The sequence below is a fragment of the Rhodoferax sp. XS2R6 genome, from assembly GCF_056521365.1.
This window is the reverse complement of sequence record NZ_JBWMAY010000004.1, coordinates 55,314-77,903: the sequence shown is the minus strand read 5'-3', so window position 1 is coordinate 77,903 and position 22,590 is coordinate 55,314. Positions and strand designations below refer to the sequence as shown.

Genomic DNA, 22,590 nt, shown 5'->3' with positions numbered 1-22,590 from the left:
GTACTTATTCGATGGTGAACAAAGGCTGGCCGTATTCGACGGCCTGTCCGTTTTCACACAGGATTTGGGTCACGGTGCCCGACTTGTCGGCTTCGATCTCGTTGAGGATCTTCATCGCCTCAATGATGCAAATCGTCTCGCCCTGCTTGATAGTGTCGCCAATTTCCACGAAAGGCTTGGCACCCGGAGCAGACGACCGGTAGAACGTTCCGACCATGGGGGACTTCACAGCGTGGCCTGCAGGCGCTTCCACCACAGGTGCAACCACGGCGGCTGGAGTCGCTGCGGGTGCGGCAGGCGCATTCGCGGGAGGGGCGGCGTACACAGGCTGTGCATAGCCTTGAACCACCGCACCACCGCCCTTGACGATACGCACCTTGCCTTCGGCTTCGGTGATTTCGAGTTCCGACACATTGGAATCCGAGACCAGGTCAATCAGGGTTTTGAGTTTGCGTAAATCCATGGAATCTCCAACAACCGACATTTGTGAAGCGGCGAATTTACCGCAAAAATGCCGGCATCTGCCGATAATTTTATTGATCTCTGGGTAAATGAGGTCATTTCTGACGATTTACCTCAGACGAAGGGTGGCTGCAAGCACCACCGGGGACGACACACCCACTAGGGTGAGCGCTCTATTTTAGCCCAGCCCACGCCTGCAGGTCTGCAGGCAACACGCGCCCCATTTTTCGCTGCTGCACCACCCCGTCACCCGACAGGACCACCGTGAACGGCAGACCACCGGTCAGATTGCCGAGGCTGCGCCCCAAGTCAGCGCCCGCCATGCCTGCCAACGCTACCGGAAAATCCAGCGGCATGCGCTGCAAAAAAGCCTGCACCGGCGCCTTCTTGTCGATGGCCAATGCCAACACTTGCCAGCCGTTAGACCGATTTTCGCGGTAAAACTGATTGATCAGCGGCAACTCCTCCACGCAGGGGGGGCACCATGTGGCCCAAAAGTTGATCAGCAGCGGACGCCCTTGAAAACCCTGCAATGCCACCGACGCGCCCTCGGGCGACTCCCAACGCTGGGCCCAAAATCCGGGCACTGGTTCCGCCACGGACGGGCCGGCACCTTTCCAAAGTGCAACGCCTGCACCCGCCAGGGCAGCACCAGCGGCCAGCCCCCTGAGCAACCAGCGGCGCGAGCGGGTGTCAGACACAGATTCGGTGTGATCGGGGAGAGGCGACAACTCAGTCATATGCAGCATCCTGCAACAAGCGCCGCAACGCAGCGGCGTCACCACGCGGACGGCGCCCGCGCGCATCGGGCTGCAGGGCGCCACGCACATCGTCCAGGTCATACACCAACAGGTGCACACCAACCTGCTCATTCAGCGGACGGCACAGGGCGTGCACGCTGAGCGCATCCACCATCTCCCCATGCAAGCCCGGCACGGACCGAGCATCAAAACGCACGCCACCATCAATCAGCGCAATCTCGGCCGATTTGGGGTCATCACAAAACAACTGCAGGTAAATGTCGGATCGGCGCGTGGCCGTGCCATGCCAGACCGCCCCGCCTACATGCGGGCGAAACGGGGCCAGGCGCTCCATCCACTCCAACGCCAGCTGGCGCAGGGCCAACAACTCCTGTGGCTGGGTGTCCGCACAAAACAGGGCGATGTACTCCTGCACCGCGGCCTCCAACTGGTCGTTGTCTGGCAAGGCCGCACGCGCCGACACGCCCAACTGCTTGACCGCACGGCGCTTGGCGGCACCGTATTCCAGGCCCTCTTCCACCACCATGCGGGCGGCAGTGACAGCGATTTCTTCTTTCAGGTCGTCCATGGGGCCATGGTACCGCGCCCCCTGTGACCCCAGCGCCGCACCGGGATTGCTGCAGTTTTGATAGCTGCTTGCGCATATTACACGGGGGCTAGAGGCATAAAAGGCTTAAAAACTCTGTACTCCATAGGCACGTAAAATAAGCCCATGCATATTCATATTCTTGGTATTTGTGGCACCTTTATGGGCGGCTTGGCCGCCCTGGCCCGCGAGGCCGGCCACCGCGTCACGGGTTGCGACGCGGGTGTTTACCCCCCCATGAGCGACCAGCTGCGCGCCCTGGGCATTGACCTGATCGAAGGTTTCGGCGCCGACCAGATGGCGCTGAAGCCCGATATGTTTGTCATCGGCAACGTGGTGAGCCGCGCCCACCTGGCCGACGGCACACCCAAATTCCCGCTGATGGAAGCGATTCTGGACGCCGGCGCGCCGTACACCAGCGGCCCGCAGTGGCTGGCCGAACACGTGCTGCAGGGTCGTCACGTACTGGCCGTAGCCGGCACCCATGGCAAAACCACCACCACCGCCATGCTGACGTGGATATTGGAAAGCGCCGGCCTACAACCCGGCTTCCTGGTCGGCGGTGTACCCCTGAACTTTGGTGTATCAGCGCGCTTGGGCGGCTGGGTGGCAGAGGGTTCTGCGCAGGTAAAGGAGGAGCCCGCGACGCGGGCGGGGGACACGGAGCAGAAGGCGCTGGCGCCCCACCGCCCTCTCTTCGTGATTGAAGCCGACGAATACGACACCGCCTTCTTCGACAAACGCAGCAAGTTTGTGCACTACCACCCGCGCACGGCCGTGCTCAACAACCTGGAATTTGATCACGCCGACATCTTTGATGATCTGGCAGCGATCGAGCGCCAATTCCACCACCTGGTGCGCACCGTACCCAGCACCGGGCGTGTGGTGGTGAACGGGCTGGAAGAAAGCCTGACCCGCGTGCTGCACCAAGGCTGCTGGAGCGAAGTGCGCAGCTTTGGCGCCGCCGTGAGCGACTTCACCGCCGTGGGCGAACCGCATGACTTTGCGGTGCACTACCAAGGTAAACCCGTTGCGCACGTGCAATGGGCACTGGGCGGCGTGCACAACCAACTCAACGCACTGGCTGCCATCGCCGCGGCCGACCACGTGGGCGTAAGCCCCGCCGCCGCGGCCAAGGCGCTGGCCAGTTTTGAGAACGTGAAACGCCGCATGGAAGTGCGCGGCCAAGTCAGCCTGCGTAGCGGCGGCGCGCCCGTCACCGTGTACGACGACTTTGCCCACCACCCTACCGCCATCCGCACCACCGTCAACGGCCTGCGTCGCAAGGTCGGCGCGGCCCGCATCCTCGCCGTGTTCGAACCCCGCTCCAACACCATGAAACTGGGCGCGATGAAAGCCCAACTTCCCTGGAGCCTGGAAGAAACCGATCTGGCCTTCTGCCACAGCGGCGGCCTGGGCTGGGACGCAGCGGATGCGATGGCGCCGATGGGCGTGCGTGCCGTAGTGTCGGACTCGATTGACGACCTGGCGCGCCAGGTGGTGGCGCAGGCGCGGGCCGGCGACCACATTCTGTGCATGAGCAATGGCGGGTTTGGCGGCATCCACGCCAAGCTGCTTGACTTGCTACAAAAACAATAGCCGCTTGCGCAAACATGACGCCGTTCAGGCCACATTTTCGCCATAAATGCGCGGGAATACCCTGAGCATGGACTGTGGAGAGGCACTAAAAAAGAATGGCCGTGCCCGCTAAGATGCGCTGACGAGTTAGCCGCCTTCACTGCACACCATGTCCCCAGTCGCCAAGCCCAAGAAGCGCAGCACCAGCCAGATCAAGACCTCACAGTTCACCCCGCATGGCGTGGTGGAGCTCTGGATGGAGGGGCGCCTGATGCACTACGAGGCCACTGGCCCCTTCAACACCGAGCTGGTCGACTGCCTGGCCATTGCCCAGCGCGACTACCTGCTGGCCACCCGCCCCCAGGGCGCCTGGGTCAGCGTGTGCACCGTGGTGGGCAACGCCATGAGCAGCCCTGACGGCATTGCGCGTTACGCCGCCATCATGGCCGCCCCCAAGCCCGACAACATGATTCCCGTGGCCACGGCGTTTGTCATCGCGCCGGACGTGGAGGGCGGCCGCATCATGGCGCCGCAGTTCACCAAGATCTACGCCGACATTGGCCGCCCGTTCCAGATTTTTGAAACCATGGCGGCCGCCCAGGTGTGGGCTGACGCCATGCTTGAACAAGCCCGCACAGCCCCAACCGCGCCGACCTGACCATCGCTTATTTCAGAGCGCGGCGCGCCTGCACGGCCGCCGACAAGACCTCCAGCGACTCCATCGAATCGTCCCAGCCCAGGCAGGCATCGGTGATGCTCTTGCCGTACTCCAGCTTGCTGGAATCGTCTTTGCCGGGCGTGAACTTCTGGGCACCGGCATTCAGGTGGCTTTCCACCATCACACCAAACACGCTCTTGGACCCACTGCGAATTTGGCCCGCGATGTCCTTGGCCACTTCCAGCTGTTTCTCATGCTGCTTGCTGCTGTTGGCGTGGCTGCAGTCCACCATCAGGGTCTGGGGCAACTTGGCCTTGGCTAGGTCGGCGCAGGCGGCGGCCACATTGGCGGCGTCGTAGTTGGGCGTCTTGCCACCGCGCAGGATGACGTGGCAGTCCGGGTTGCCATTGGTTTGCACAATCGCCACCTGGCCGTTTTTGTGGACCGACAGGAAGTGGTGACCACCCGCTGCGGCCTGAATCGCATCGGTGGCGATCTTGATGTTGCCGTCGGTACCATTCTTGAAGCCGATGGGGGCGGAGATGCCGGAGGCCAGCTCACGGTGCACCTGGCTCTCAGTCGTGCGCGCACCAATCGCGCCCCAGGAAATCAGATCGCCCAGGTACTGGGGCGAAATCACGTCCAGAAACTCGCTACCGGCGGGCAGGCCCAGGCGGTTGATTTCGATCAGCAACTGGCGCGCAATACGCAGGCCTTCGTCGATGCGGAAGCTCTCGTCCAGATAGGGGTCGTTGATCAGGCCCTTCCAGCCCACGGTGGTGCGGGGTTTCTCGAAGTACACGCGCATCACGATTTCCAGTGTGTCCTTGTACTGCTCGCGCACGGCCTTGAGGCGGCGGGCATAGTCCAGCGCAGCGGCAGGGTCGTGGATGGAACAGGGCCCGATGATGACCAGCACACGGTCGTCTTTGCCGGCCATGATGTTCTGGATGGCACCGCGCGTGTCGGTGATCAGGGTCTCCACCGCGCTACCGCGGATGGGGAAAAAGCGAATGAGGTGCTCAGGAGGGGGCAACACGGTGATGTCCTTGATGCGTTCGTCGTCGGTTTTGCTGGTGCGGTCGGCGGGATGGGATTGGCCGTACCAGTCACCGGTGGCCGTGGCTTTTGCATTCATGGGTCGCTCCTGAGGTCAAAGTTAAAGAGAAAAAGACATAAAAAAACCGCCGGGGGTGCCGGCGGTTTTTGGGAAGATTCAGGACGTTTCTTTTGGGTACGTTCAGATCTCTCGACCGCCGGATGCGCGTGAGAACCAAAAGTAGCTAAAAAAGAAACGTGCTGAATGCATGGCTTCAATGTAGCACAGGTTGAAAACGGCTGGCTGACAGCCCGGTTCAGGCCGTGCCGCCCACGGTCAGCCCGTCAATGCGCAGGGTGGGCTGGCCTACACCTACGGGCACGCTTTGGCCTTCTTTGCCGCAGGTGCCTACGCCGCTGTCGAGCTTCATGTCGTTACCGATGAGGGAGACGCGCTTCAGGCATTCCGGGCCGCTGCCCACAATGGTGGCGCCCTTCACGGGGTACTGGATCTTGCCGTTTTCCACCCAATAAGCTTCACTGGCGCTGAACACAAACTTGCCGCTGGTGATGTCCACCTGGCCACCACCGAAGTTGACCGCGTACAGCCCCTTCTTGATGCTCTTGACGATTTCCTGCGGGTCCTTGTCGCCGCCCAGCATGTAGGTGTTGGTCATGCGTGGCATGGGCACGTGGGCGTAGCTCTCGCGCCGGCCGTTGCCGGTAGGCGCCACGCCCATCAGGCGGGCGTTCATGCTGTCTTGGATGTAGCCCTTCAAGATGCCGTCTTCGATCAGCACATTGCGTTGGCTGGCATTGCCTTCGTCGTCCACATTGAGCGAACCGCGGCGGTCGGCGATGGTGCCGTCGTCCAGCACGGTCACACCCTTGGCGGCCACGCGCTGGCCAATGCGGCCACTGAAGGCGCTGCTGCCCTTGCGGTTGAAGTCACCCTCCAGCCCGTGGCCAATGGCCTCGTGCAGCAGGATGCCGGGCCAGCCAGAACCCAGCACCACGGTCATCTCGCCGGCCGGTGCAGGGCGTGCGTCCAGGTTGGTCAGCGCGGCGTGCACGGCCTGGTTCACATACTCTTCAATCTGCGCGTCGGTGAAATAGGCCAGGCCAAAACGGCCGCCACCGCCGCTGGAGCCGACTTCGCGCCGGCCCTTTTGCTCGGCAATCACGGTCACGCTCAGGCGCACCAGCGGGCGCACATCGGCGGCAATGGTGCCGTCGGCGCGCGCCACCATCACCACGTCGTATTCACTGGCCAGACCGGCCATCACCTGGATGATGCGCGGGTCTTTGGCACGCGCCAGCTTTTCCACCTTGCCCAGCAGTTCCACCTTAGTGGTGCTGTCCAGCGTGGAGATCGGGTCCACACCGGCGTAGAGCTTGCGGCCACCGGCGATCTTCGTGCTGGCCGTCTTGGTGCGTTTGGACTGGGCCGCGCTGGAGATGGTGCGCACGGTGCGCGCTGCGTCCAGCAAAGACGCTTCGGAAATGTCGTCGGAGTAGGCAAAGGCGGTTTTCTCGCCGCTGACCGCACGCACGCCCACGCCCTGGTCGATGCTGAAAGAACCGGTTTTCACAATGCCCTCTTCCAGGCTCCAGCCCTCGGAGCGCGTGTACTGGAAGTAGAGGTCCGCCTCGTCCACCTGGTGCGCCTTGATTTCGTTCAGCGCTTTGGTGAGATGGCTCTCATCCAGCCCAAACGGGGTCAGCAGCAGGGACTTGGCCGTGGCCAGGCGTTCAATGGTGGGTTCGCGAGAGATCATTCGGCCATTTTAGGCCGCTGCAGGAATGCCAGCAGGGCGCCGTCATCCAGCCCTTCCAGGCCTGCGGCTACTGCGGCGGCAAACACTGCGCTGGCATGGGCGCCCAGCGGCCCTGCAAAGCCCGAGTGCGCCGCAGCCTCTTGCGCCAGGCGTGTGTCTTTGGCCAAGAGCGTCATGTGGGCGCGCGGCGCCAGGTCGCCTGCAATGGCGCGGCGCATGCGGTCGCTGCCAATCCAGCTCTGGCCGCTGGATTGCTCCACCACATCCAGTGTGTGATTCAGGTCCAGGCCCATGCGGCTGGCCAGCGCCATCACTTCGGCCGCACCCACCAGGTTGATACCGGCCAGCAGGTTGTTGACCAGCTTGGTACGCGCGCCGTCACCCACGCGCTGGCTGATGCGAAACACCTTGCCCGAGAGTGCATCCAGCAACGGCTGCACACGCGCCACCACGGCGTCTTCGCCCGCCACCATCAGGCTCATGCTGCCGTCGCGTGCCCGCGCCGGGCCGCCCGACATGGGGGCGTCGATGGAGTGGATGCCGCGCTCGGCAAGCTGGGCGGCGATGGCTTCCACGTCTTGCGGGGCGATGGTGGGGCACAGCAGCACCACATGGCCAGCGGGCAGGTGTGGGGCCAGCCCCTGGGGGCCGAAGAGTACGTCGCGGGTCTGCGCCGCATCCACCACGCAGATGATGATTGCTATGGATTCAGTAGCTGCTTGCGCAATATCCACGGGGGCTAGAGCACCAAAAGGCACTAAATCGTGCACCTTGGCAGTGTCCACATCGTGCACCCACGGCGCCCAGCCCAGGCTGCACAGGCGCTGGGCCATGGCGCCGCCCATATTGCCCACACCCATAATTCCGACGTTCACGATTGCACCAGCCGTTTGGAATTGGCAATCGACATCAGAATTCCCAGAGCAAGCCCCAGCGTCACCATGGCGGTGCCGCCGTAGCTGATAAAGGGCAGTGGCACACCTACGACGGGCAGGATGCCGCTGACCATGCCCATGTTCACAAAGGCATAGGTGAAGAAGATCATGGTCACTGCACCGGCCAGCAGGCGCGAGAACAGCGTGGGTGCCTCCAGCGCAATCGCCAGGCCGCGCAGGATCAGGAACACAAAGGCTGCCAGCAGGCACAGGTTGCCGATCAGGCCAAACTCTTCCGAGAAGGCGGCAAAAATAAAGTCGGTGGTGCGCTCGGGGATGAACTCCAAGTGGGTTTGTGTGCCCTTCATGAAGCCCAGGCCGGTGATGCCACCTGAGCCAATGGCGATCATGCCCTGGATGATGTGGAAGCCCTTGCCCAGCGGGTCCCGCGTGGGGTCCAGCAGGGTGCAGATGCGCTGCTGTTGGTAGTCGTGCAACACGGCCCAGCGCATGCCGTCGGCGCACAGCTTGGGCTCAAACACCACCAGCAGCACGATGCCCACCAGCGCTATCGCCACCGGCGGAATCACCAGCCGCCAGCTCATGCCGGCAAAAAAGATCACCGCCAGCCCCGCCGCCAGCACCAGCAGCGAGGTGCCCAAATCCGGCTGGCGCATGATGAGCCCCACCGGCACCAGCAGCAGCAGCCCGGCCACCACAAAGTCCAACGGGCGCAGTTGGCCTTCACGCTTCTGGAACCACCAGGCCAACATCAGCGGCATGGCGATTTTGAGAATCTCGCTGGGCTGGATCACGATGCCCACGTTCACCCAACGCCGCGCGCCCTTTTTGGTAATGCCAAACACCGCCACCGCAATCAGCAGCGCCACCCCCACCAGGTACAGCGGCACAGCCACCGCCATCAGGCGCTGCGGTGGCACCTGGGCCACCACAAACATGATGGTGGCCGCGATCAGCATGTTGCGGCCATGGTCCTCAAACCGCGTGCCATGGTCATACCCCGAGGAGTACATGGTGAGCATGCCGGCGCAGGCCAGCATAAAGACCGCAAACGCCAGCGGCCCATCAAAACCCGCAAACCAGGGCGCAATACGCTGGCGCAGGGAGACTTTTCCGAATTGGTAAGACATATGGGCCTGAATTATCCCGCCAACTATCATGGCCCCATGGCTTCTTCCCCAACCACCCACCTGCTGTACCTGCACGGTTTCCGCTCCTCCCCCCAGTCCACCAAGGCGCGTACCCTGGCCGCCCACATGGCGGCCCACCACCCCCAGGTGCACTGGTGGTGCCCACAATTGCCGCCCTCGCCCCGGGCAGCCATGGACATGTTGCTGGAGGGTATTGCCAGCTGGCCGCGGGAGACCATGGCCGTTGTGGGCTCCTCCTTGGGCGGTTTTTATGCCACGGGTGTGGCCGAACACACGGGCTGCCGGGCCGTCCTGGTCAACCCTGCGGTGGACCCGGCGCGGGACCTCGCCAAGTACATCGGCGAGCAAACCAGTTGGCACGACCCCGATGAGCGCTTTTTCTTTCAGCCCGAGTACGTGGACGAACTGAAGACGCTTGCCTGCGGCCCGCTGGCCCACCCCGAACGGTATTTGGCCTTCATTGCCAAGGGCGACGAGGTGCTGGACTGGCGCGAAATGCATGGGCGCTATGCCAGCAGCCCCCAGGTGCTGCTGGAGGGCGGTGACCACGCGCTGAGCGACTTTGACAGCCACCTGCCCCGGCTTCTGGGCTTTTTGGGACTGGTCTGAAACGGGCCGCCCGGGTCGGTCCCAATTTGCAGGGACAATCTACCCCCTATGTTTGTACTGTTTGAAGAAGCCGGAAAGTTCATGGCCGGTCGTGTGCTGTCGGAGGCGGAAGCCTCTGCACAGGTGGAGCTGGATTCCGGCAAACGCGTCAAGGTCAAGGGCGCCAACATCCTGATCAAGTTCGAGAAACCCGCCCCGGCAGAGCTGATGGCGGCCGCCCAGGCCCAGGCCGAAGCTATCGAACTGGACATGGCCTATGAATTTGCGCCCGAGACGGAGTTCGGCTTTGCCGACCTGGCCAAAGACTATTTCTCGGCCAACGCCACGCTGACCGAGCAGGCCGGCATGTTGTTCAAGCTGTTCGACACGCCGCACTACTTCCGCCGCGCAGGCAAGGGCCGATTCAAGAAGGCGCCCGCTGACATCATTGCGCAAGCCCTGGCTGCGATTGAAAAAAAACGCGTGATTGCCGAGCAGATCGCCCAGTGGGCGACCGACCTGGGTGCGGGCACCTGCCCCGAGCCGATCAAGGAGCAGCTCTACAAGATCCTGTTCAAGCCTGACAAAAACGCGCCCGAATACAAGGCCGTGGTCGAGGCCAGTCGCACCACGCACACCGCGCCGCTGGAACTGCTGCAAAAGGCCGGCGCCATCGCCTCGCCCTACCAGTTCCACTGGAAGCGCTTTTTGCTGGAGAACTTTCCCAAAGGCACGGGCTTCCCGGCCATTACCGCACCCGCCATTGCGGACGAGCTGCCATTGGCACCGGTGCAGGCCTACTCCATCGACGATTCGCAGACCACCGAAATTGACGACGCGCTGAGCCTGCAGGGTTTGGGCAGCGGCGCGGTCACCATCGGCATCCACATTGCGGCGCCCGGCCTGGCCGTGCAACCCGGCAGCCCCATCGACGTGCTGGGCCGCGCGCGCCTGTCCACGGTCTACATGCCGGGCTACAAGGTCACCATGCTGCCCGACGACGTGGTGCAAACCTACACCCTGCAGGAAGGGCGCGACTGCCCGGCTCTGTCGCTGTATGTGACGTTGGACGAAGCGACGCTGGAGATCAAGGGCAGCGAGACCAAGCTGGAGCGTGTGCCAATTGCGCACAACCTGCGCCACGACCAGCTCGACGCAGTAGTCACCGAGCCCTGGCTGCTGGACCCCGCGTTTGAGCATGAAACAACGCCCCAGCCCATGCCAGCACTGCGCGAGCAGCTATCATTTTTATACCGCCTGGCACGTGACCTGAAGGCCAAACGCGAGGTGGTGCGCGGCAAGCCCGAGACCTTCAACCGGCCGGACTACAACTTCCGCCTGGTGCGTGAGGCTGATGCCCAAGGCACCGAACCGCAAGGCCATGAAGAGGTGCAGATCAGCATCCGCCAACGCGGTGCGCCGCTGGACCTGATCGTGGCCGAGGCCATGATCCTGGCCAACAGCACCTGGGGCAACCTGATGGCCGAGATGGGCGTGCCCGCCATCTACCGCAGCCAGGCCAGCCTGGCGCCCGGCGTGAAGGTGCGCATGGGCACCAAGGCACTGCCGCACGCGGGCATTGGCGTCAAGAGTTACGCCTGGGCCACCTCACCGCTGCGCCGCTACACCGACTTGGTGAACCAGTGGCAAATCATGGCCTGCGCACGCCACGGCAAGACGGCGGCACTGGTCGCCCCCTTCAAACCCAAAGACGCCGAGCTGTTCGCCATCATCTCGGCCTTTGACACGGCCTACAGCGCGTACAACGGCTACCAGGGCGCCATGGAGCGCTTCTGGACCATGCGTTATGTGCAGCAGCACGGCATCACCGAACTGGTGGCCACGGTGTTCAAGGAAAACATGGTGCGCGCCGACGACATTCCGCTGGTGCTGCCCGTGATGGGTGCCCAGGGCCTGCCGCGCAACGCCAAGGTGCGCGTGAAGCTGGGCGAGATGGACCTGATCACGCTGGATGTGCACGGCACGGTGGTGGAGCGCCTGGATGCCCCGGCAGAAACCCCGAACACCGAAGTGGACGAGAGCGAAGACGAAGACGATGTGGCCGGCCCGATTGCGATTGCCGTGGATGTGAACGAAGCGCCCGAGGGCGGCAGCGATAATTCCGCCTCGTGAAGCTGCACAACATCACCACCCTCCAATGGGCGCTGGGCGCCTCTATCGCGGTCCACGCGGTCTTGTTGACCGTGCGTTTTGTCGACCCCGAGGCCTTTAACCGCGTGTTTGAGGACCAGCCACTGGAAGTGATTCTGGTGAATGCCAAGAGCAACGAGAAGCCCGACAAGGCCACGGCCATCGCGCAAACCTCGCTGGCCGGTGGTGGAGATGCAGACAAAGGCCGCGCCACCAGTCCCTTGCCGCCGTCGCTGCTGACCGATGTGGGTGACTCGATGGAAGAGGAGTCCTCCAAAAAGCTGCAAACCCTGCAGGAGCAGCAAAACCTGCTGCTGGCCCAGGTGAAGAACCAACTGGCCGCCCTGCCCCCGCCCGACCCCAGCCAAGCCGCCAACAAGGCCGAGCAAGCCGAGCGCGAGGAGAAGCGCCGCCAGCTCATCAAGCTGCTGGCCGAGATTGAGCGGCGCATCAACATGGAAAACGCTCGGCCCAAGAAGCGCTACATCAGCCCGGCGGTGCGTGAGGAGGTGTACGCGGTGTATTACGACGGCCTGCGCCGCGCGATTGAAGACCGGGGCACTGAGAACTTTCCGCAAAGCGGTGGCAAAAAGCTGTACGGCGAGTTGACCATGATCGTCACGGTGAACCATGACGGCCGCGTGATCGACACCGATGTGGTGCAAAGCTCCGGCAACACCGTACTGGACAAGCGCGCCGAAGCCATTGCCCGCACTGCCGGCCCCTTTGGCACCTTCAGCGCGGCCATGCGCCGCCAGGCAGACCAAATTCTGGTGGTCTCACGTTTCAAATTCACCCGCGAAGAGACCCTTGAAGCCAAGGTTTCCGCCTCGCAATGAAGAGCCTGTGGCGTTGGATCTGGTTGTGCGCGCTGGCCTTGCTGGCACTGCAGCTCTACTTTGTCGGTCGTATTGCCGCCATGGCCGTGGTGGCGCCGCAAAGCACGGCGTTTGAACGCTCGGAGGCCTGGCGTGTGGTCACTGAAAAAGGTGAACTGCGTTGGCGCCAGCAGTGGGTGGACTACGCGCAAATCTCTGACCACCTGAAACGCGCAGTGATCGCCTCGGAAGACGACGGTTTCAGCCAGCACGATGGGGTGGACTGGGAGGCATTGGAAAAGGCCTGGGCTAAAAACGCCAAGGCTGAGCAACGTGCCGAGCAGAGGAAAACCACCAAGCCGCCCAAGATTGTGGGTGGCTCCACCATCACACAGCAGCTGGCAAAGAACCTGTTTTTGTCAGGCGAGCGCACGCTGATGCGCAAGGGCCAGGAGTTTGTATTGACGCTGTTGCTGGAGCATTTGCTGAGCAAGCAGCGCATTTTGGAGATGTACCTCAACAGCGTGGAGTGGGGCGAAGGCGTGTTTGGTGCCGAGGCCGCAGCCCAGCACTATTTCCGCAAGCCCGCCAGCAAGCTCAGCGCCTACGAAGCCGCGCGTCTGGCGGTGATGTTGCCGCGGCCCAAGTACTTTGAGAAGGTACCCAACTCGGGTTACCTGGCCAGCCGTGCGGGGACGATTGTGGTGCGCATGTCGGACGCGCAGCTGCCTTAACTTTTTTTCCGCTCGCTCGGCTTTTGTCTTTCGCCCGCAGCGGACCAGGGGTGAGCCCCGCCGCTCGTGTCCCCCGGGCCGTGAGGGCCCTCCTCCTTTACCTCGCTTTGGTGCTCACCCCTGTTCCCCTGCTCGGGTTGCGTGTGTAACGCTCACCTGCCAAACCGGACCCGGTGGCCAGGGTACTCTGCGCAGTGAGGTAAAGGAGGAGGGCCCTCACGGCCCGGGGGACACGAACGGAGCGGAGTACCCTGGCCGCCGGATCCAGCGAGAGAGCGAGAGAGCGAGAGAGCGAGAGAGCGAGAGAGCGAGAGAGGGATAGAGGGATAGAGGGATAGAGGGAGAAAACCCCCAGCGCCAGAGACACAACCCATAGGTATCATCCCCGCCATGCTAGCCAAGTTGATGAGTTACTTTTTGCTCGGTTTGATCCGGGTGCTGACCGGCGCGCAAGCGCGCTGGCATGGCTGCCCGCCCAAGGCCGAACAGCGCATTTATTTTGCCAACCACCAAAGCCACGCCGACTTGGTGATGATCTGGGCCGCCCTGCCCAAAGAACTGCGCCACATCACCCGCGCCATTGCCGCCAAAGACTACTGGACCAAGACACCCTTCAAAAAATGGCTCACCACCGAAGTGTTCAACGTCATCTACGTCTCGCGCGACCGCACGGCCGACGAAGACCCGCTGGAGCCACTGATGGACGCACTCACCAACGGGGACTCCATCATCTTGTTCCCCGAAGGCACACGCGGCCACTTTGAGGAACCCCAGGCCTTCAAGGCAGGGCTCTACAACCTGGCTACCAAGTTCCCGAACGTCGTGCTGGTCCCCGCGTGGATCAACAACGTGCAACACGTGTTGCCCAAAGGCGAAGTGGTGCCCGTCCCGGTGTTGTGCTCGGTCACCTTTGGCGCGCCCATGCAGGTGCAGGCCGGTGAAGACCACCGCAGCTTCCTGACCCGCGCACGCAATGCCGTCATCGCCCTGCGCGACGTCTAAGGGCTTCCATGTACTTTTATCTGAAGAACCTCACAGCCACGCAGCAGATTGGCGCGCTGTTCATCATCGTGTTCGGCCTGCTGCTGCTCTCCAGCATCGTGGCCTTTGTGCTGTCTCTGCGCGAACATGCAGACGATGCTGCGGGCGACCTGCGCCGCAAGGAGCTGAAAAGCCTGGACGGCGTGATTCGCACCAGCTGGTTCATGATGTTTGTGTTCTGGATCGGTTGGGTGGCGGGCGACTGGGTCGCGCTCACGCTGTTTGGCCTGGTGTCCTTCTTCGCGCTGCGCGAATTCCTCACGCTGTCCCCCACACGCCGGGGCGACCACCGCAGCCTCGTGCTGGCCTTTTTTGTGGTGCTGCCGCTGCAGTACTGGCTGGTGGGCACCGAACACTTTGACATGTTTGCGGTGTTCATCCCGGTCTACGTGTTTCTGGCGTTGCCGCTGACCAGTGCGCTGGCCAACGACCCACTGCGTTTTCTGGAGCGCAATGCCAAGCTGCAGTGGGGGATCATGGTCTGCATCTACGGCATGAGCCATGTGCCCGCGCTGCTGATGCTGAATTTCCCAGGTTACGACAACAAAAATGCGTTCATGGTGTTTTTTCTGGTGCTGGTGGTGCAGACCTGCATGGCCACCCAACACCTGGTCTCGCGCAAGCTCATGCGCCCGCCCGTGGCACCGGCCATCAGCCAGAGTTTCAACTGGCCGAGCTGGTGGATTGGCATGGTGGTGGCCAGCCTGTTTGGTGCCCTCTTGGCCGGCATCACACCCTGGGTGCCGGGCACCGCGTTTGCCTTCAGCTTCATCGCCTGCCTGGCGGGCTCCATGGGGCACTTTGTGATGAAGGCGCTGAAACGCGACCGCGGCATCCCCAGCTGGGGCAACGAAGGCAAGGGCGTCACCGGGGCCGGTGGCTTGCTGGACCGGGTCGATGCGCTGTGTTTTGCAGCACCCGTGTTTTTTCACTCAGCCAGGTGGTATTTTGACCTCTAGCACCCGTAGAACCTGCGCGAGCAGCTCCTGAAACCATAGCATGCGAATTCTTGGCATTGACCCCGGCCTGCGCACCACCGGCTTTGGTGTGGTGGACGTGGTGGGCGCCGACGTGCGTTATGTAGCCAGCGGAACCATCGGCACCCAGCACCTGGACACGCGCGCCCTGCCCGAACGCCTGAAGGTGCTGTTTGACGGCATGGGCGAGGTGGTGCAGCGTTACCAGCCCACCTGCGCGTCGATCGAGATCGTATTCGTCAACGTCAATCCACAGTCCACCCTGCTGCTGGGCCAAGCGCGCGGCGCGCTGATCACCGCACTGGTCACCGCCGGGCTGCCGGTGGCCGAATACACCGCGCTGCAAATGAAACAGGCCGTGGCCGGCCACGGCCGCGCGCAGAAGGACCAGATCCAGGAGATGGTGAAACGCCTGCTGAGCCTGCCGGGCTTGCCCGGGCCCGACGCGGCTGATGCCCTGGGCCTGGCCATCACCCACGCCCATGCGGGCAAGGCCATGGCCCGGCTGGCCGCCGCGGACGGCCTGGGTGGCAATGGCAAGGTGTCCTACCGTGCTGGCCGGCGGCATTAGGCACGCCTGGTTTGATCCAGCGTAAGACTGACGACATGGCCTGCCTGTAATATCTAAACGCTGCACATTCCTTTCTGGTCCATGCCTTCTTCCCTGACGCGCAACTGCCTTCTCTCCCTGTCCATCGGGCTGTTCGCCTGGACTGCTGGGGCCGCCCCAGGTGGGGCCAACAACCTGGTGGCCTACACCGAACAATGGCCACCTTACAACTTTGCCGAAGCGGGCAAGGTGCAGGGCATTGCCACCGATGTGCTGCGCGCCGCCTGTGAGCTGGCCCAGTTGCGCTGCAGCTTTCAGGTCGTGCCCTGGGCCCGCGGCTACAAAGTCGTGCGCCACACCCCCAACACCGTGCTCTACACCACCGCGCGCAAACCTGCACGGGAGGACCAGTTTCTCTGGGTCGGCCCTTTGCTGCCGCGCACCACCTGGGTCTACACCCGCAACATCCCCGGTGCGCCCATTCGGGATGCCAAAGAGCTGGCCCAACTGCGCATTGGCGTAGTGCGCGAGGAAGCCGCCCAGCAAGACCTGCTGGCCGCCGGTGTACCCGCAAGCGCACTGGTGGAAGAAAGCTCCAACGACGCGGTGTTTCGCATGCTGATGGGGGACTTGGTGCACGCCATGGTGGACACCGAGGTGGGCATGGCCTGGAATTTGCGCAGCGTGGGTCGCCCCGCAGGCAGTGTCAACAAGCTGCTCAAGCTCAGTGAAGACGGTGGCTACTACTTCGCTCTGAACTTGCAGACCGACCCGCACGTGGTGCGCAAACTGCAGCAGGCGATAGACAAACTCCGCGCGGAGGGGCGCCTGGACGCCATCGTCAAAAACTACGAACCAGCACCTTAGGCCTTGGTGTCCAGCAGGGCACCGGCCATCTGGTTACTCGTCTTGAACACCGCCAGGTTGGCAATAAAGCTGTGTTTGGCCTGCAGCTGGGTCACCACATCGGTCTCCAGCGCGTTGCCTGCAACTTCGGCCTGACGTACCTCGGTGCTGACGCCGCCACCGGGCTGCTCGGTTTGCACAGTTTCCTGGCGTTTAAAACCTTCGGTGGCCAGGTTGGCCACGTTGTGGGCGCTGGTGTTGAGCGAAGTTTGGGCCGCGTTCATGCCCGAGAGGGCGATGGAAGACAAGGAGTTCATGGGGCAATCCTTTCGCGGCAGGTCCAGAGGTGGCAGTGCCTATTATGCAACCCGCTCCATGATGAGCACCGTGAAAAATCCCCCTGCGGCCAGCAGGGTCCATTTCAGCGTGACCCAACCATAGTGTTTGAAGCGCGGCTGGCCGGTGCCTACATAGAAGGCAAAACACACGGCTGCGCCCAGCAGGCACAAGAGAATCAGCCAGCGAAACAGCAGCATGGCTGTGGCTGCTTACCAGGCCCGCACGGGCTGAGCAAAGCCCATGGGGGCCTGTTTGACGTCTTCGAAAGTCACCACTTCCCAGCACTCGGGGTGGGCCTGCAGCTCACGCAGCAGCTTGTTATTGAGCGCATGGCCGGAGCGGCGTGCGCTGTAGGCTGCCAGCAGGGGCTTGCCCACGATGTAGAGGTCGCCCATGGCGTCCAGGATCTTGTGTTTGACGAACTCGTCGTCGTAACGCAGACCGTCGGCGTTCAGCACCTTGTAGTCGTCCATCACGATGGCGTTGTCCAGACCGCCGCCCAGGGCCAGGCCGTTGGAGCGCATCATTTCCACGTCTTTGGTAAAACCAAAGGTGCGGGCACGTGCGATGTCACGCGAGTACGAACCCGTGCTCAGGTCAAACTCCACGCGCTGACCGGTAGAGTCCACCGCCGGGTGGTTGAAGTCGATCTCAAAACTGAGCTTGTAGCCGTGGTACGGGTCCAGGCGCGCCCACTTCTCGTTGGCGCCCTCGCCTTCGCGCACTTCCACCGGTTTGATGAGCCGGATGAAGCGGCGCGGCGCGTTCTGCATCTCGATGCCCGCGCTTTGCAGCAAGAACACAAACGAGGCGGCCGAGCCGTCCAGGATGGGGATTTCTTCGGCCGTGATGTCGACAAACAGGTTGTCCACCCCCAGGCCGGCGCAGGCCGACATGAGGTGTTCCACCGTGTGCACCTTGGCATTGCCGCAGGACAACGTGGACGCCAGGCGTGTATCGGTCACCGACTCGGCCGAGACCACGATGTCCGGCGCATTGGGCAAATCCACCCGGCGAAACACAATGCCCGTATCCGGCGCAGCCGGGCGCAACGTGATTTCCACACGCTGGCCGCTGTGCAGGCCCACGCCGACGGCGCGGGTCAGGGATTTGAGGGTTCGTTGTTTCAGCACAGGTCTATTGTAAAAGTAGCGCAAAAAGGCCTCCGGAGTGCGTGTATTCCGCCAGAAACACCGTGGAACCGGCTAGGCCGGGCCACAGGTGTTGCCCCCTGCAAGGGGGAAAGCGTAGCGACACGCAGTGCGCGTAGCCGGGGGGTGAGCCCGATCAGTCCGCTTGCTTGCGCAGGAACGCGGGGATTTCGTAGTCATCCATGCCGCCGCTGGACAACGCGTCCACCTTGGCTGCGGCTTGCGTGCGGTTGGTGCGCCACACGCTGGGCGTGGCCATGCTGCCGTAGTCGGGCTGGCTGGCCGTGTGGCCCGTGCCACCCAAGGCCGCTGCGGCGCCGGAGGGCGAAGCAATGGTGTTGAGCGTGGGCACGTGGAAAGGCACGTTGTCGGTTCCGGTGCGCAGCACTTGCAGCGGAGGCGCTGTGCGGCGCGCGCCTTGGCGGCTCAAACCGGTAGCGACCACGGTCACACGAATTTCTTCACCCAACGAGTCGTCGTACGCAGTGCCGTAGATCACGTGTGCATCGGGCGATGCGTAGGCGCGGATGGTGTTCATCGCCAGCTTGGACTCGGACAGCTTGAGGCTGCCCTTGGCTGCGGTGATCAGCACCAGCACGCCCTTGGCGCCCGACAGGTCAATGCCTTCGAGTAGCGGGCAGGCCACGGCCTGTTCGGCGGCAATCCGGGCGCGGTCCGGGCCCTTGGCCACGGCAGTACCCATCATGGCTTTGCCGGGCTCACCCATCACGGTGCGCACGTCTTCAAAGTCGACGTTCACATGGCCGGGCACGTTGATGATTTCGGCAATCCCGCCCACGGCGTTTTTCAGCACGTCGTTGGCGTGGGCAAAGGCTTCGTCCTGGCTCACGTCGTCGCCCAGCACTTCCAGCAACTTTTCGTTCAGCACCACGATCAGCGAATCCACATTGGCTTCGAGTTCAGCCAAGCCGGCATCGGCATTGGTCATGCGGCGACCACCTTCGAAGTCGAAGGGTTTGGTCACCACGCCCACCGTCAAGATGCCCATCTCTTTGGCCACACGCGCAATCACGGGAGCGGCGCCGGTACCGGTGCCACCGCCCATGCCGGCGGTGATGAACAACATGTGTGCGCCTTCGATGGCGGTGCGGATGTCCGCCTCGGCCTGGTCGGCTGCCTCACGCCCCTTGTCGGGCTTGCTGCCGGCGCCCAGACCACTGCCACCCAGCTGGATGGTCTTGTGCGCGCTGCTGCGGGACAGGGCTTGCGCATCGGTGTTGGCGCAGATGAATTCCACACCGCCCACGGCGGTCTGGATCATGTGCTCAACGGCGTTGCCGCCGCCACCGCCCACACCGATGACCTTGATTTGGGTGCCTTGGTTAAACGCTTCTTCTTCGATCATTTCGATGGTCATGTTGTTACTCCTGAAAAACTATTTGAATGAATGTTTGAAAACTGGGTAAGGGGTTTGGAGTCGGTGTTCATTTATGAAGGCGGACTCCCCCGTGCAAGCCAAAGTCTGTGTTTCATGGTTAAAAGTTCCCCACGAACCAGTCCTTGACGGAACCGAATGCTGTTTTCATTGAGCCGGCTTTTTGCGCCACCTTGTAGCCGCGCATGCGGGCCAGGCGGGCTTCTTCCAGCAGGCCCATGACGGTGGCCGCACGGGGCTGCGCCACCATGTCAGCCAGCGCGCTGTTGTACTTGGGAATGCCGCGGCGCACGGGCTTGAGGAAGATGTCCTCGCCCAGCTCCACCATGCCCGGCATGATGCAGCTGCCACCCGTGAGCACGATGCCGCTGGACAACACCTCTTCATAGCCCGACTCGCGCATTACCTGGTTCACCAGGCTGAAGATTTCCTCGATGCGAGGCTCGATCACCCCGGCCAGCGCCTGGCGGCTCAACATGCGCGGGCCGCGGTCGCCCAGGCCGGGTACTTCCACCTGCACCTCGGGGTCCACCAGCAACTGCTTGGCGTGGCCGCTCTCGACCTTGATCTCTTCGGCGTCCTTGGTGGGTGTGCGCAGGGCCATGGCAATGTCGCTGGTGATCAGATCCCCAGCAATCGGAATAACAGCCGTGTGGCGGATGGCGCCGTTGGTGAAGATGGCCACGTCGGTGGTGCCGGCGCCAATATCCACCAGCGCCACACCGAGTTCGCGTTCATCTTCGGTCAGCACGGACAGCGAAGAGGCCAGCGGATTGAGCATGAGCTGCTCGACTTCCAGGCCGCAGCGGCGCACACACTTAATGATGTTCTCGGCCGCGCTCTGCGCACCGGTCACGATGTGCACCTTGGCTTCCAGGCGGATGCCGCTCATGCCGATGGGTTCACGCACATCCTGCCCGTCGATGATGAATTCCTGTGGCTCCACCAACAGTAGGCGCTGGTCGGTGCTGATGTTGATCGCCTTGGCGGTTTCCACCACGCGCGCCACATCGGCCTGCGTCACTTCACGGTCTTTCACCGCCACCATGCCGCTGCTGTTGATGCCACGAATATGGCTGCCCGTGATGCCGGTGTAGACACGGCTGATCTTGCAGTCGGCCATCAGCTCGGCCTCTTTCAGGGCCTGCTGAATGCTGGCCACGGTGGCGTCGATGTTGACCACCACGCCCCGCTTGAGGCCGTTGCTGGGTGCAATGCCCAGGCCAGCCAGCTTGAGCTCGCCCCCAGGCATGACCTCGGCCACCACCGCCATCACCTTGGCGGTGCCGATGTCCAAACCGACTACCAAATCTTTGTACTCTTTTGCCATATGTGGTCCTGCAATGCCTTGTGCGCTACTTTTTGGGCGCATCCGCTACCAGCGTGCTCACGCCGCGCAGCTTGATGGCATACCCGTTTTCATGGCGCAGGTCTGCCGACTCCACGGCCTGCAGCGGCCGTGCGTAGCGGGAAGTCACCTGCGTCAAGGTTTTCAAAAATCGTTGCACGCGTGTATCCACCTCGGCCACCGTGCCGCGGCCCAGCTCCAGGCTGGCACCGGTGTCCAGGCGCGCGCGCCAACTGCCGCGGCCGGTCAGCTCCAGCTGCTCCAGCGGCATCTCCATCGTGGCGAACTGCGGCTCCAGCGTGCGGTACATGGCCAACACCTCGGCGCTCTGCCCCTCTGGCCCGTGCAGACGCGGCAGGCCCTCCTGCTCGACCTCCCCGACGTTGGCCTCAAACACCTCGCCCTGCTGGTTAATCAAGCGCGATTCAGCCTCCGCCCCCCAGTACGCCACAGCCTGGTGCTCCTGCAGATTCACATGCAGGCGGTTGGGGAACTCGCGGCGCACCACGGCACGGCGCACCCAGGGCACCGACTCAAAAGCCGAGCGCACCCGCGCGAGATCCACCGTGAAGAACGTGCCGCTCAAACTGGGTGCCACATTGGCACGCAGGGTCAGCGGGTTGTTGTGGTTCATGTCACCCGACACACTGATGCCCTGCAGGTCAAACGCCGGCAGGCGCGACACCCAACGCCCTGCGGCCAACAGCGCCAGGCCGGCAAACGCCAGGAACAGCACCGCAGCGGTGGTGTTCATGAGTTTGACGTCCAGCGGTGTAGCCGCAGCAGCGTTCATTTCGATACGCTCCCGTCAGTACTGGTGCTTTGCAGCAGGCGCACACACAGGTCTTCATAACTGATACCGGCGGCCTTGGCCGACATGGGAACCAACGAGTGGCCGGTCATGCCGGGCGAGGTGTTGATCTCCAGCAGGTAGGGCGTGCGTGTCTTGGCGTCGATCATCACGTCAGCCCGCGCCCAGCCGCGGCAGCCCAGCACCTGGTAGGCCTTGCTGACCAAGGCGCGAATCGCCGCCTCCTCGCCGTCGGGCAGACCGGCGGGCACGAGGTACTGCGTCACATCGGTGAAGTACTTGTTCTGGTAGTCGTAGTTGCCCTCGGGCGCCACGATGCGGATCACCGGGAAGGCCTCGGGCTGCTCGTTGGGGCCCAGCACCGGGCAGGTCACCTCATCACCGGCAATGAACTGCTCACACAGCACCATGGGGTCATGCTGCGAGGCCAGTGCGTAGGCGGCGTCGCACTGGTCCGCCGACATCACCTTGGTGAAGCCAATGCTGGAGCCTTCGCGCGCCGGCTTGACGATCATGGGGGCGCCCAGGGCGGCAAAGGCGGCGTGGGTTTGCGCCGCACTGCTGACCTGCTGCCAGGCCGGCGTAGACAGGCCCTCAAAACGCCAGATGCGCTTGGTCATGACCTTGTCCATGGAGATGGCGGACGCCATGACGCCCGAGCCGGTGTAGGGAATGCCCAACAATTCGAGCGCCCCCTGCACCGTGCCGTCCTCCCCAAAACGGCCATGCAACGCGATGAAACAGCGCGCAAAACCTTCGCGCTTCAGATCATCCAGCGGACGCTCAGACGGATCGAACGCATGCGCGTCCACGCCCTTGGACCGCAGGGCCTTGAGCACACCGCTGCCAGACATGAGGGACACCTCACGCTCCGCCGAGGCCCCACCCATCAGCACTGCCACTTTGCCCAAATTTGAATGATTTTGGCCCAT

General features: G+C 63.0%; 24 protein-coding genes. 10 read left to right on the top strand and 14 right to left on the bottom strand.

Going from position 1 to position 22,590, the window contains the following annotated elements; translation table 11 throughout:
* Nucleotides 1-4: 4 nt before the first annotated feature.
* The 3 genes from accB to AC097A_RS14085 form a co-directional block, all read right to left on the bottom strand.
* On the bottom strand, nucleotides 5-463 hold the full coding sequence (gene accB / locus AC097A_RS14095; protein WP_479621337.1) for an acetyl-CoA carboxylase biotin carboxyl carrier protein: 459 nt from the start codon (nucleotides 461-463) through the stop codon (nucleotides 5-7).
* A gap of 172 nt (nucleotides 464-635) precedes the next feature.
* Nucleotides 636-1,202: a TlpA disulfide reductase family protein gene (locus AC097A_RS14090; protein ID WP_479621336.1), complete on the bottom strand. Its 567-nt coding sequence runs from the start codon at nucleotides 1,200-1,202 to the stop codon at nucleotides 636-638.
* Nucleotides 1,195-1,791 (bottom strand): hypothetical protein, encoded by a 597-nt coding sequence (locus AC097A_RS14085; RefSeq protein WP_479621335.1) that lies wholly within the window; start codon nucleotides 1,789-1,791, stop codon nucleotides 1,195-1,197. Before AC097A_RS14085 ends, AC097A_RS14090 begins: the two co-directional genes overlap by 8 nt.
* A gap of 144 nt (nucleotides 1,792-1,935) precedes the next feature.
* Here AC097A_RS14085 and mpl point away from each other — a divergent pair, with 144 nt between their 5' ends.
* The gene (gene mpl / locus AC097A_RS14080; protein ID WP_479621334.1) at nucleotides 1,936-3,408 is read left to right on the top strand and encodes a UDP-N-acetylmuramate:L-alanyl-gamma-D-glutamyl-meso-diaminopimelate ligase; all 1,473 of its coding nucleotides are present in this window, start codon (nucleotides 1,936-1,938) and stop codon (nucleotides 3,406-3,408) included.
* Between the two features lie 148 nt (nucleotides 3,409-3,556).
* A complete protein-coding gene (locus AC097A_RS14075) occupies nucleotides 3,557-4,045 on the top strand; it encodes a hypothetical protein (RefSeq protein WP_479621333.1) in 489 nt (162 codons plus the stop codon).
* A 7-nt stretch (nucleotides 4,046-4,052) separates the two neighbouring features.
* Here the strand turns inward: AC097A_RS14075 and AC097A_RS14070 are convergent, their stop codons facing one another.
* The 4 genes from AC097A_RS14070 to rodA form a co-directional block, all read right to left on the bottom strand.
* Nucleotides 4,053-5,183 (bottom strand): 3-deoxy-7-phosphoheptulonate synthase, encoded by a 1,131-nt coding sequence (locus AC097A_RS14070; protein WP_479621332.1) that lies wholly within the window; start codon nucleotides 5,181-5,183, stop codon nucleotides 4,053-4,055.
* A 217-nt stretch (nucleotides 5,184-5,400) separates the two neighbouring features.
* Nucleotides 5,401-6,861, bottom strand: coding sequence for a metalloprotease TldD (tldD, locus tag AC097A_RS14065; RefSeq protein WP_479621331.1), 1,461 nt, complete (start codon nucleotides 6,859-6,861; stop codon nucleotides 5,401-5,403).
* Nucleotides 6,858-7,736, bottom strand: coding sequence for an NAD(P)-dependent oxidoreductase (locus AC097A_RS14060; RefSeq protein WP_479621330.1), 879 nt, complete (start codon nucleotides 7,734-7,736; stop codon nucleotides 6,858-6,860). Before AC097A_RS14060 ends, tldD begins: the two co-directional genes overlap by 4 nt.
* Entirely contained in the window at nucleotides 7,733-8,887 is a 1,155-nt protein-coding gene (gene rodA / locus AC097A_RS14055; RefSeq protein WP_479621329.1) for a rod shape-determining protein RodA, read from the bottom strand. The genes AC097A_RS14060 and rodA overlap by 4 nt, the downstream gene beginning before the upstream one ends.
* 36 nt (nucleotides 8,888-8,923) lie before the next feature.
* Between rodA and AC097A_RS14050 the strand changes: the two genes are divergently transcribed.
* From AC097A_RS14050 to AC097A_RS14015, 8 genes are all read left to right on the top strand, one after another.
* On the top strand, nucleotides 8,924-9,517 hold the full coding sequence (locus AC097A_RS14050) for a YqiA/YcfP family alpha/beta fold hydrolase (protein WP_479621328.1): 594 nt from the start codon (nucleotides 8,924-8,926) through the stop codon (nucleotides 9,515-9,517).
* 48 nt (nucleotides 9,518-9,565) lie between these two features.
* The gene (locus tag AC097A_RS14045; protein ID WP_479621327.1) at nucleotides 9,566-11,629 is read left to right on the top strand and encodes a ribonuclease catalytic domain-containing protein; all 2,064 of its coding nucleotides are present in this window, start codon (nucleotides 9,566-9,568) and stop codon (nucleotides 11,627-11,629) included.
* Nucleotides 11,626-12,486, top strand: coding sequence for an energy transducer TonB (locus AC097A_RS14040; protein ID WP_479621326.1), 861 nt, complete (start codon nucleotides 11,626-11,628; stop codon nucleotides 12,484-12,486). Before AC097A_RS14045 ends, AC097A_RS14040 begins: the two co-directional genes overlap by 4 nt.
* Nucleotides 12,483-13,199: a monofunctional biosynthetic peptidoglycan transglycosylase gene (mtgA, locus tag AC097A_RS14035; RefSeq protein WP_479621325.1), complete on the top strand. Its 717-nt coding sequence runs from the start codon at nucleotides 12,483-12,485 to the stop codon at nucleotides 13,197-13,199. The genes AC097A_RS14040 and mtgA overlap by 4 nt, the downstream gene beginning before the upstream one ends.
* Before the next feature lie 390 nt (nucleotides 13,200-13,589).
* Nucleotides 13,590-14,201 carry a lysophospholipid acyltransferase family protein gene (locus tag AC097A_RS14030; protein ID WP_479621324.1) on the top strand — a complete coding sequence of 204 codons (612 nt, stop codon included), beginning with the start codon at nucleotides 13,590-13,592 and terminating at the stop codon, nucleotides 14,199-14,201.
* Between the two features lie 8 nt (nucleotides 14,202-14,209).
* Complete coding sequence (locus AC097A_RS14025) at nucleotides 14,210-15,199, top strand: phosphatidate cytidylyltransferase (protein ID WP_105262101.1); 990 nt, start codon at nucleotides 14,210-14,212, stop codon at nucleotides 15,197-15,199.
* Between the two features lie 40 nt (nucleotides 15,200-15,239).
* Nucleotides 15,240-15,788, top strand: a complete 549-nt coding sequence (gene ruvC / locus AC097A_RS14020; protein ID WP_105262100.1) for a crossover junction endodeoxyribonuclease RuvC — start codon at nucleotides 15,240-15,242, stop codon at nucleotides 15,786-15,788.
* Nucleotides 15,789-15,869: 81 nt separating this feature from the next.
* Nucleotides 15,870-16,634, top strand: a complete 765-nt coding sequence (locus AC097A_RS14015; RefSeq protein WP_479621323.1) for a substrate-binding periplasmic protein — start codon at nucleotides 15,870-15,872, stop codon at nucleotides 16,632-16,634.
* Here AC097A_RS14015 and AC097A_RS14010 read toward each other — a convergent pair.
* From AC097A_RS14010 to AC097A_RS13980, 7 genes are all read right to left on the bottom strand, one after another.
* Nucleotides 16,631-16,930, bottom strand: coding sequence for a flagellar basal body protein (locus AC097A_RS14010; protein ID WP_105262098.1), 300 nt, complete (start codon nucleotides 16,928-16,930; stop codon nucleotides 16,631-16,633). The genes AC097A_RS14015 and AC097A_RS14010 overlap by 4 nt on opposite strands.
* Before the next feature lie 42 nt (nucleotides 16,931-16,972).
* Nucleotides 16,973-17,149 carry a hypothetical protein gene (locus tag AC097A_RS14005; protein WP_479621322.1) on the bottom strand — a complete coding sequence of 59 codons (177 nt, stop codon included), beginning with the start codon at nucleotides 17,147-17,149 and terminating at the stop codon, nucleotides 16,973-16,975.
* Between the two features lie 12 nt (nucleotides 17,150-17,161).
* A complete protein-coding gene (gene lpxC / locus AC097A_RS14000) occupies nucleotides 17,162-18,085 on the bottom strand; it encodes a UDP-3-O-acyl-N-acetylglucosamine deacetylase (protein WP_479621321.1) in 924 nt (307 codons plus the stop codon).
* A gap of 154 nt (nucleotides 18,086-18,239) precedes the next feature.
* Nucleotides 18,240-19,481, bottom strand: a complete 1,242-nt coding sequence (ftsZ, locus tag AC097A_RS13995; RefSeq protein ID WP_315473916.1) for a cell division protein FtsZ — start codon at nucleotides 19,479-19,481, stop codon at nucleotides 18,240-18,242.
* 118 nt (nucleotides 19,482-19,599) lie between these two features.
* Nucleotides 19,600-20,829: a cell division protein FtsA gene (ftsA, locus tag AC097A_RS13990; RefSeq protein ID WP_105262096.1), complete on the bottom strand. Its 1,230-nt coding sequence runs from the start codon at nucleotides 20,827-20,829 to the stop codon at nucleotides 19,600-19,602.
* A gap of 25 nt (nucleotides 20,830-20,854) precedes the next feature.
* Nucleotides 20,855-21,640 carry a cell division protein FtsQ/DivIB gene (locus AC097A_RS13985; RefSeq protein WP_105262095.1) on the bottom strand — a complete coding sequence of 262 codons (786 nt, stop codon included), beginning with the start codon at nucleotides 21,638-21,640 and terminating at the stop codon, nucleotides 20,855-20,857.
* On the bottom strand, nucleotides 21,637-22,590 hold the full coding sequence (locus AC097A_RS13980; protein WP_479621320.1) for a D-alanine--D-alanine ligase: 954 nt from the start codon (nucleotides 22,588-22,590) through the stop codon (nucleotides 21,637-21,639). The genes AC097A_RS13985 and AC097A_RS13980 overlap by 4 nt, the downstream gene beginning before the upstream one ends.

Coding starts and splice junctions, on each gene's coding strand:
- accB (WP_479621337.1), bottom strand. CDS start 463: ATGGATTTACGCAAACTCAAAACCCTGATTGACCTGGTCTCGGATTCC.
- AC097A_RS14090 (WP_479621336.1), bottom strand. CDS start 1,202: ATGACTGAGTTGTCGCCTCTCCCCGATCACACCGAATCTGTGTCTGAC.
- AC097A_RS14085 (WP_479621335.1), bottom strand. CDS start 1,791: ATGGACGACCTGAAAGAAGAAATCGCTGTCACTGCCGCCCGCATGGTG.
- mpl (WP_479621334.1), top strand. CDS start 1,936: ATGCATATTCATATTCTTGGTATTTGTGGCACCTTTATGGGCGGCTTG.
- AC097A_RS14075 (WP_479621333.1), top strand. CDS start 3,557: ATGTCCCCAGTCGCCAAGCCCAAGAAGCGCAGCACCAGCCAGATCAAG.
- AC097A_RS14070 (WP_479621332.1), bottom strand. CDS start 5,183: ATGAATGCAAAAGCCACGGCCACCGGTGACTGGTACGGCCAATCCCAT.
- tldD (WP_479621331.1), bottom strand. CDS start 6,861: ATGATCTCTCGCGAACCCACCATTGAACGCCTGGCCACGGCCAAGTCC.
- rodA (WP_479621329.1), bottom strand. CDS start 8,887: ATGTCTTACCAATTCGGAAAAGTCTCCCTGCGCCAGCGTATTGCGCCC.
- AC097A_RS14050 (WP_479621328.1), top strand. CDS start 8,924: ATGGCTTCTTCCCCAACCACCCACCTGCTGTACCTGCACGGTTTCCGC.
- AC097A_RS14045 (WP_479621327.1), top strand. CDS start 9,566: ATGTTTGTACTGTTTGAAGAAGCCGGAAAGTTCATGGCCGGTCGTGTG.
- mtgA (WP_479621325.1), top strand. CDS start 12,483: ATGAAGAGCCTGTGGCGTTGGATCTGGTTGTGCGCGCTGGCCTTGCTG.
- AC097A_RS14030 (WP_479621324.1), top strand. CDS start 13,590: ATGCTAGCCAAGTTGATGAGTTACTTTTTGCTCGGTTTGATCCGGGTG.
- AC097A_RS14025 (WP_105262101.1), top strand. CDS start 14,210: ATGTACTTTTATCTGAAGAACCTCACAGCCACGCAGCAGATTGGCGCG.
- ruvC (WP_105262100.1), top strand. CDS start 15,240: ATGCGAATTCTTGGCATTGACCCCGGCCTGCGCACCACCGGCTTTGGT.
- AC097A_RS14015 (WP_479621323.1), top strand. CDS start 15,870: ATGCCTTCTTCCCTGACGCGCAACTGCCTTCTCTCCCTGTCCATCGGG.
- AC097A_RS14010 (WP_105262098.1), bottom strand. CDS start 16,930: ATGAACTCCTTGTCTTCCATCGCCCTCTCGGGCATGAACGCGGCCCAA.
- AC097A_RS14005 (WP_479621322.1), bottom strand. CDS start 17,149: ATGCTGCTGTTTCGCTGGCTGATTCTCTTGTGCCTGCTGGGCGCAGCC.
- ftsZ (WP_315473916.1), bottom strand. CDS start 19,481: ATGACCATCGAAATGATCGAAGAAGAAGCGTTTAACCAAGGCACCCAA.
- ftsA (WP_105262096.1), bottom strand. CDS start 20,829: ATGGCAAAAGAGTACAAAGATTTGGTAGTCGGTTTGGACATCGGCACC.
- AC097A_RS13985 (WP_105262095.1), bottom strand. CDS start 21,640: ATGAACGCTGCTGCGGCTACACCGCTGGACGTCAAACTCATGAACACC.
- AC097A_RS13980 (WP_479621320.1), bottom strand. CDS start 22,590: ATGGGCCAAAATCATTCAAATTTGGGCAAAGTGGCAGTGCTGATGGGT.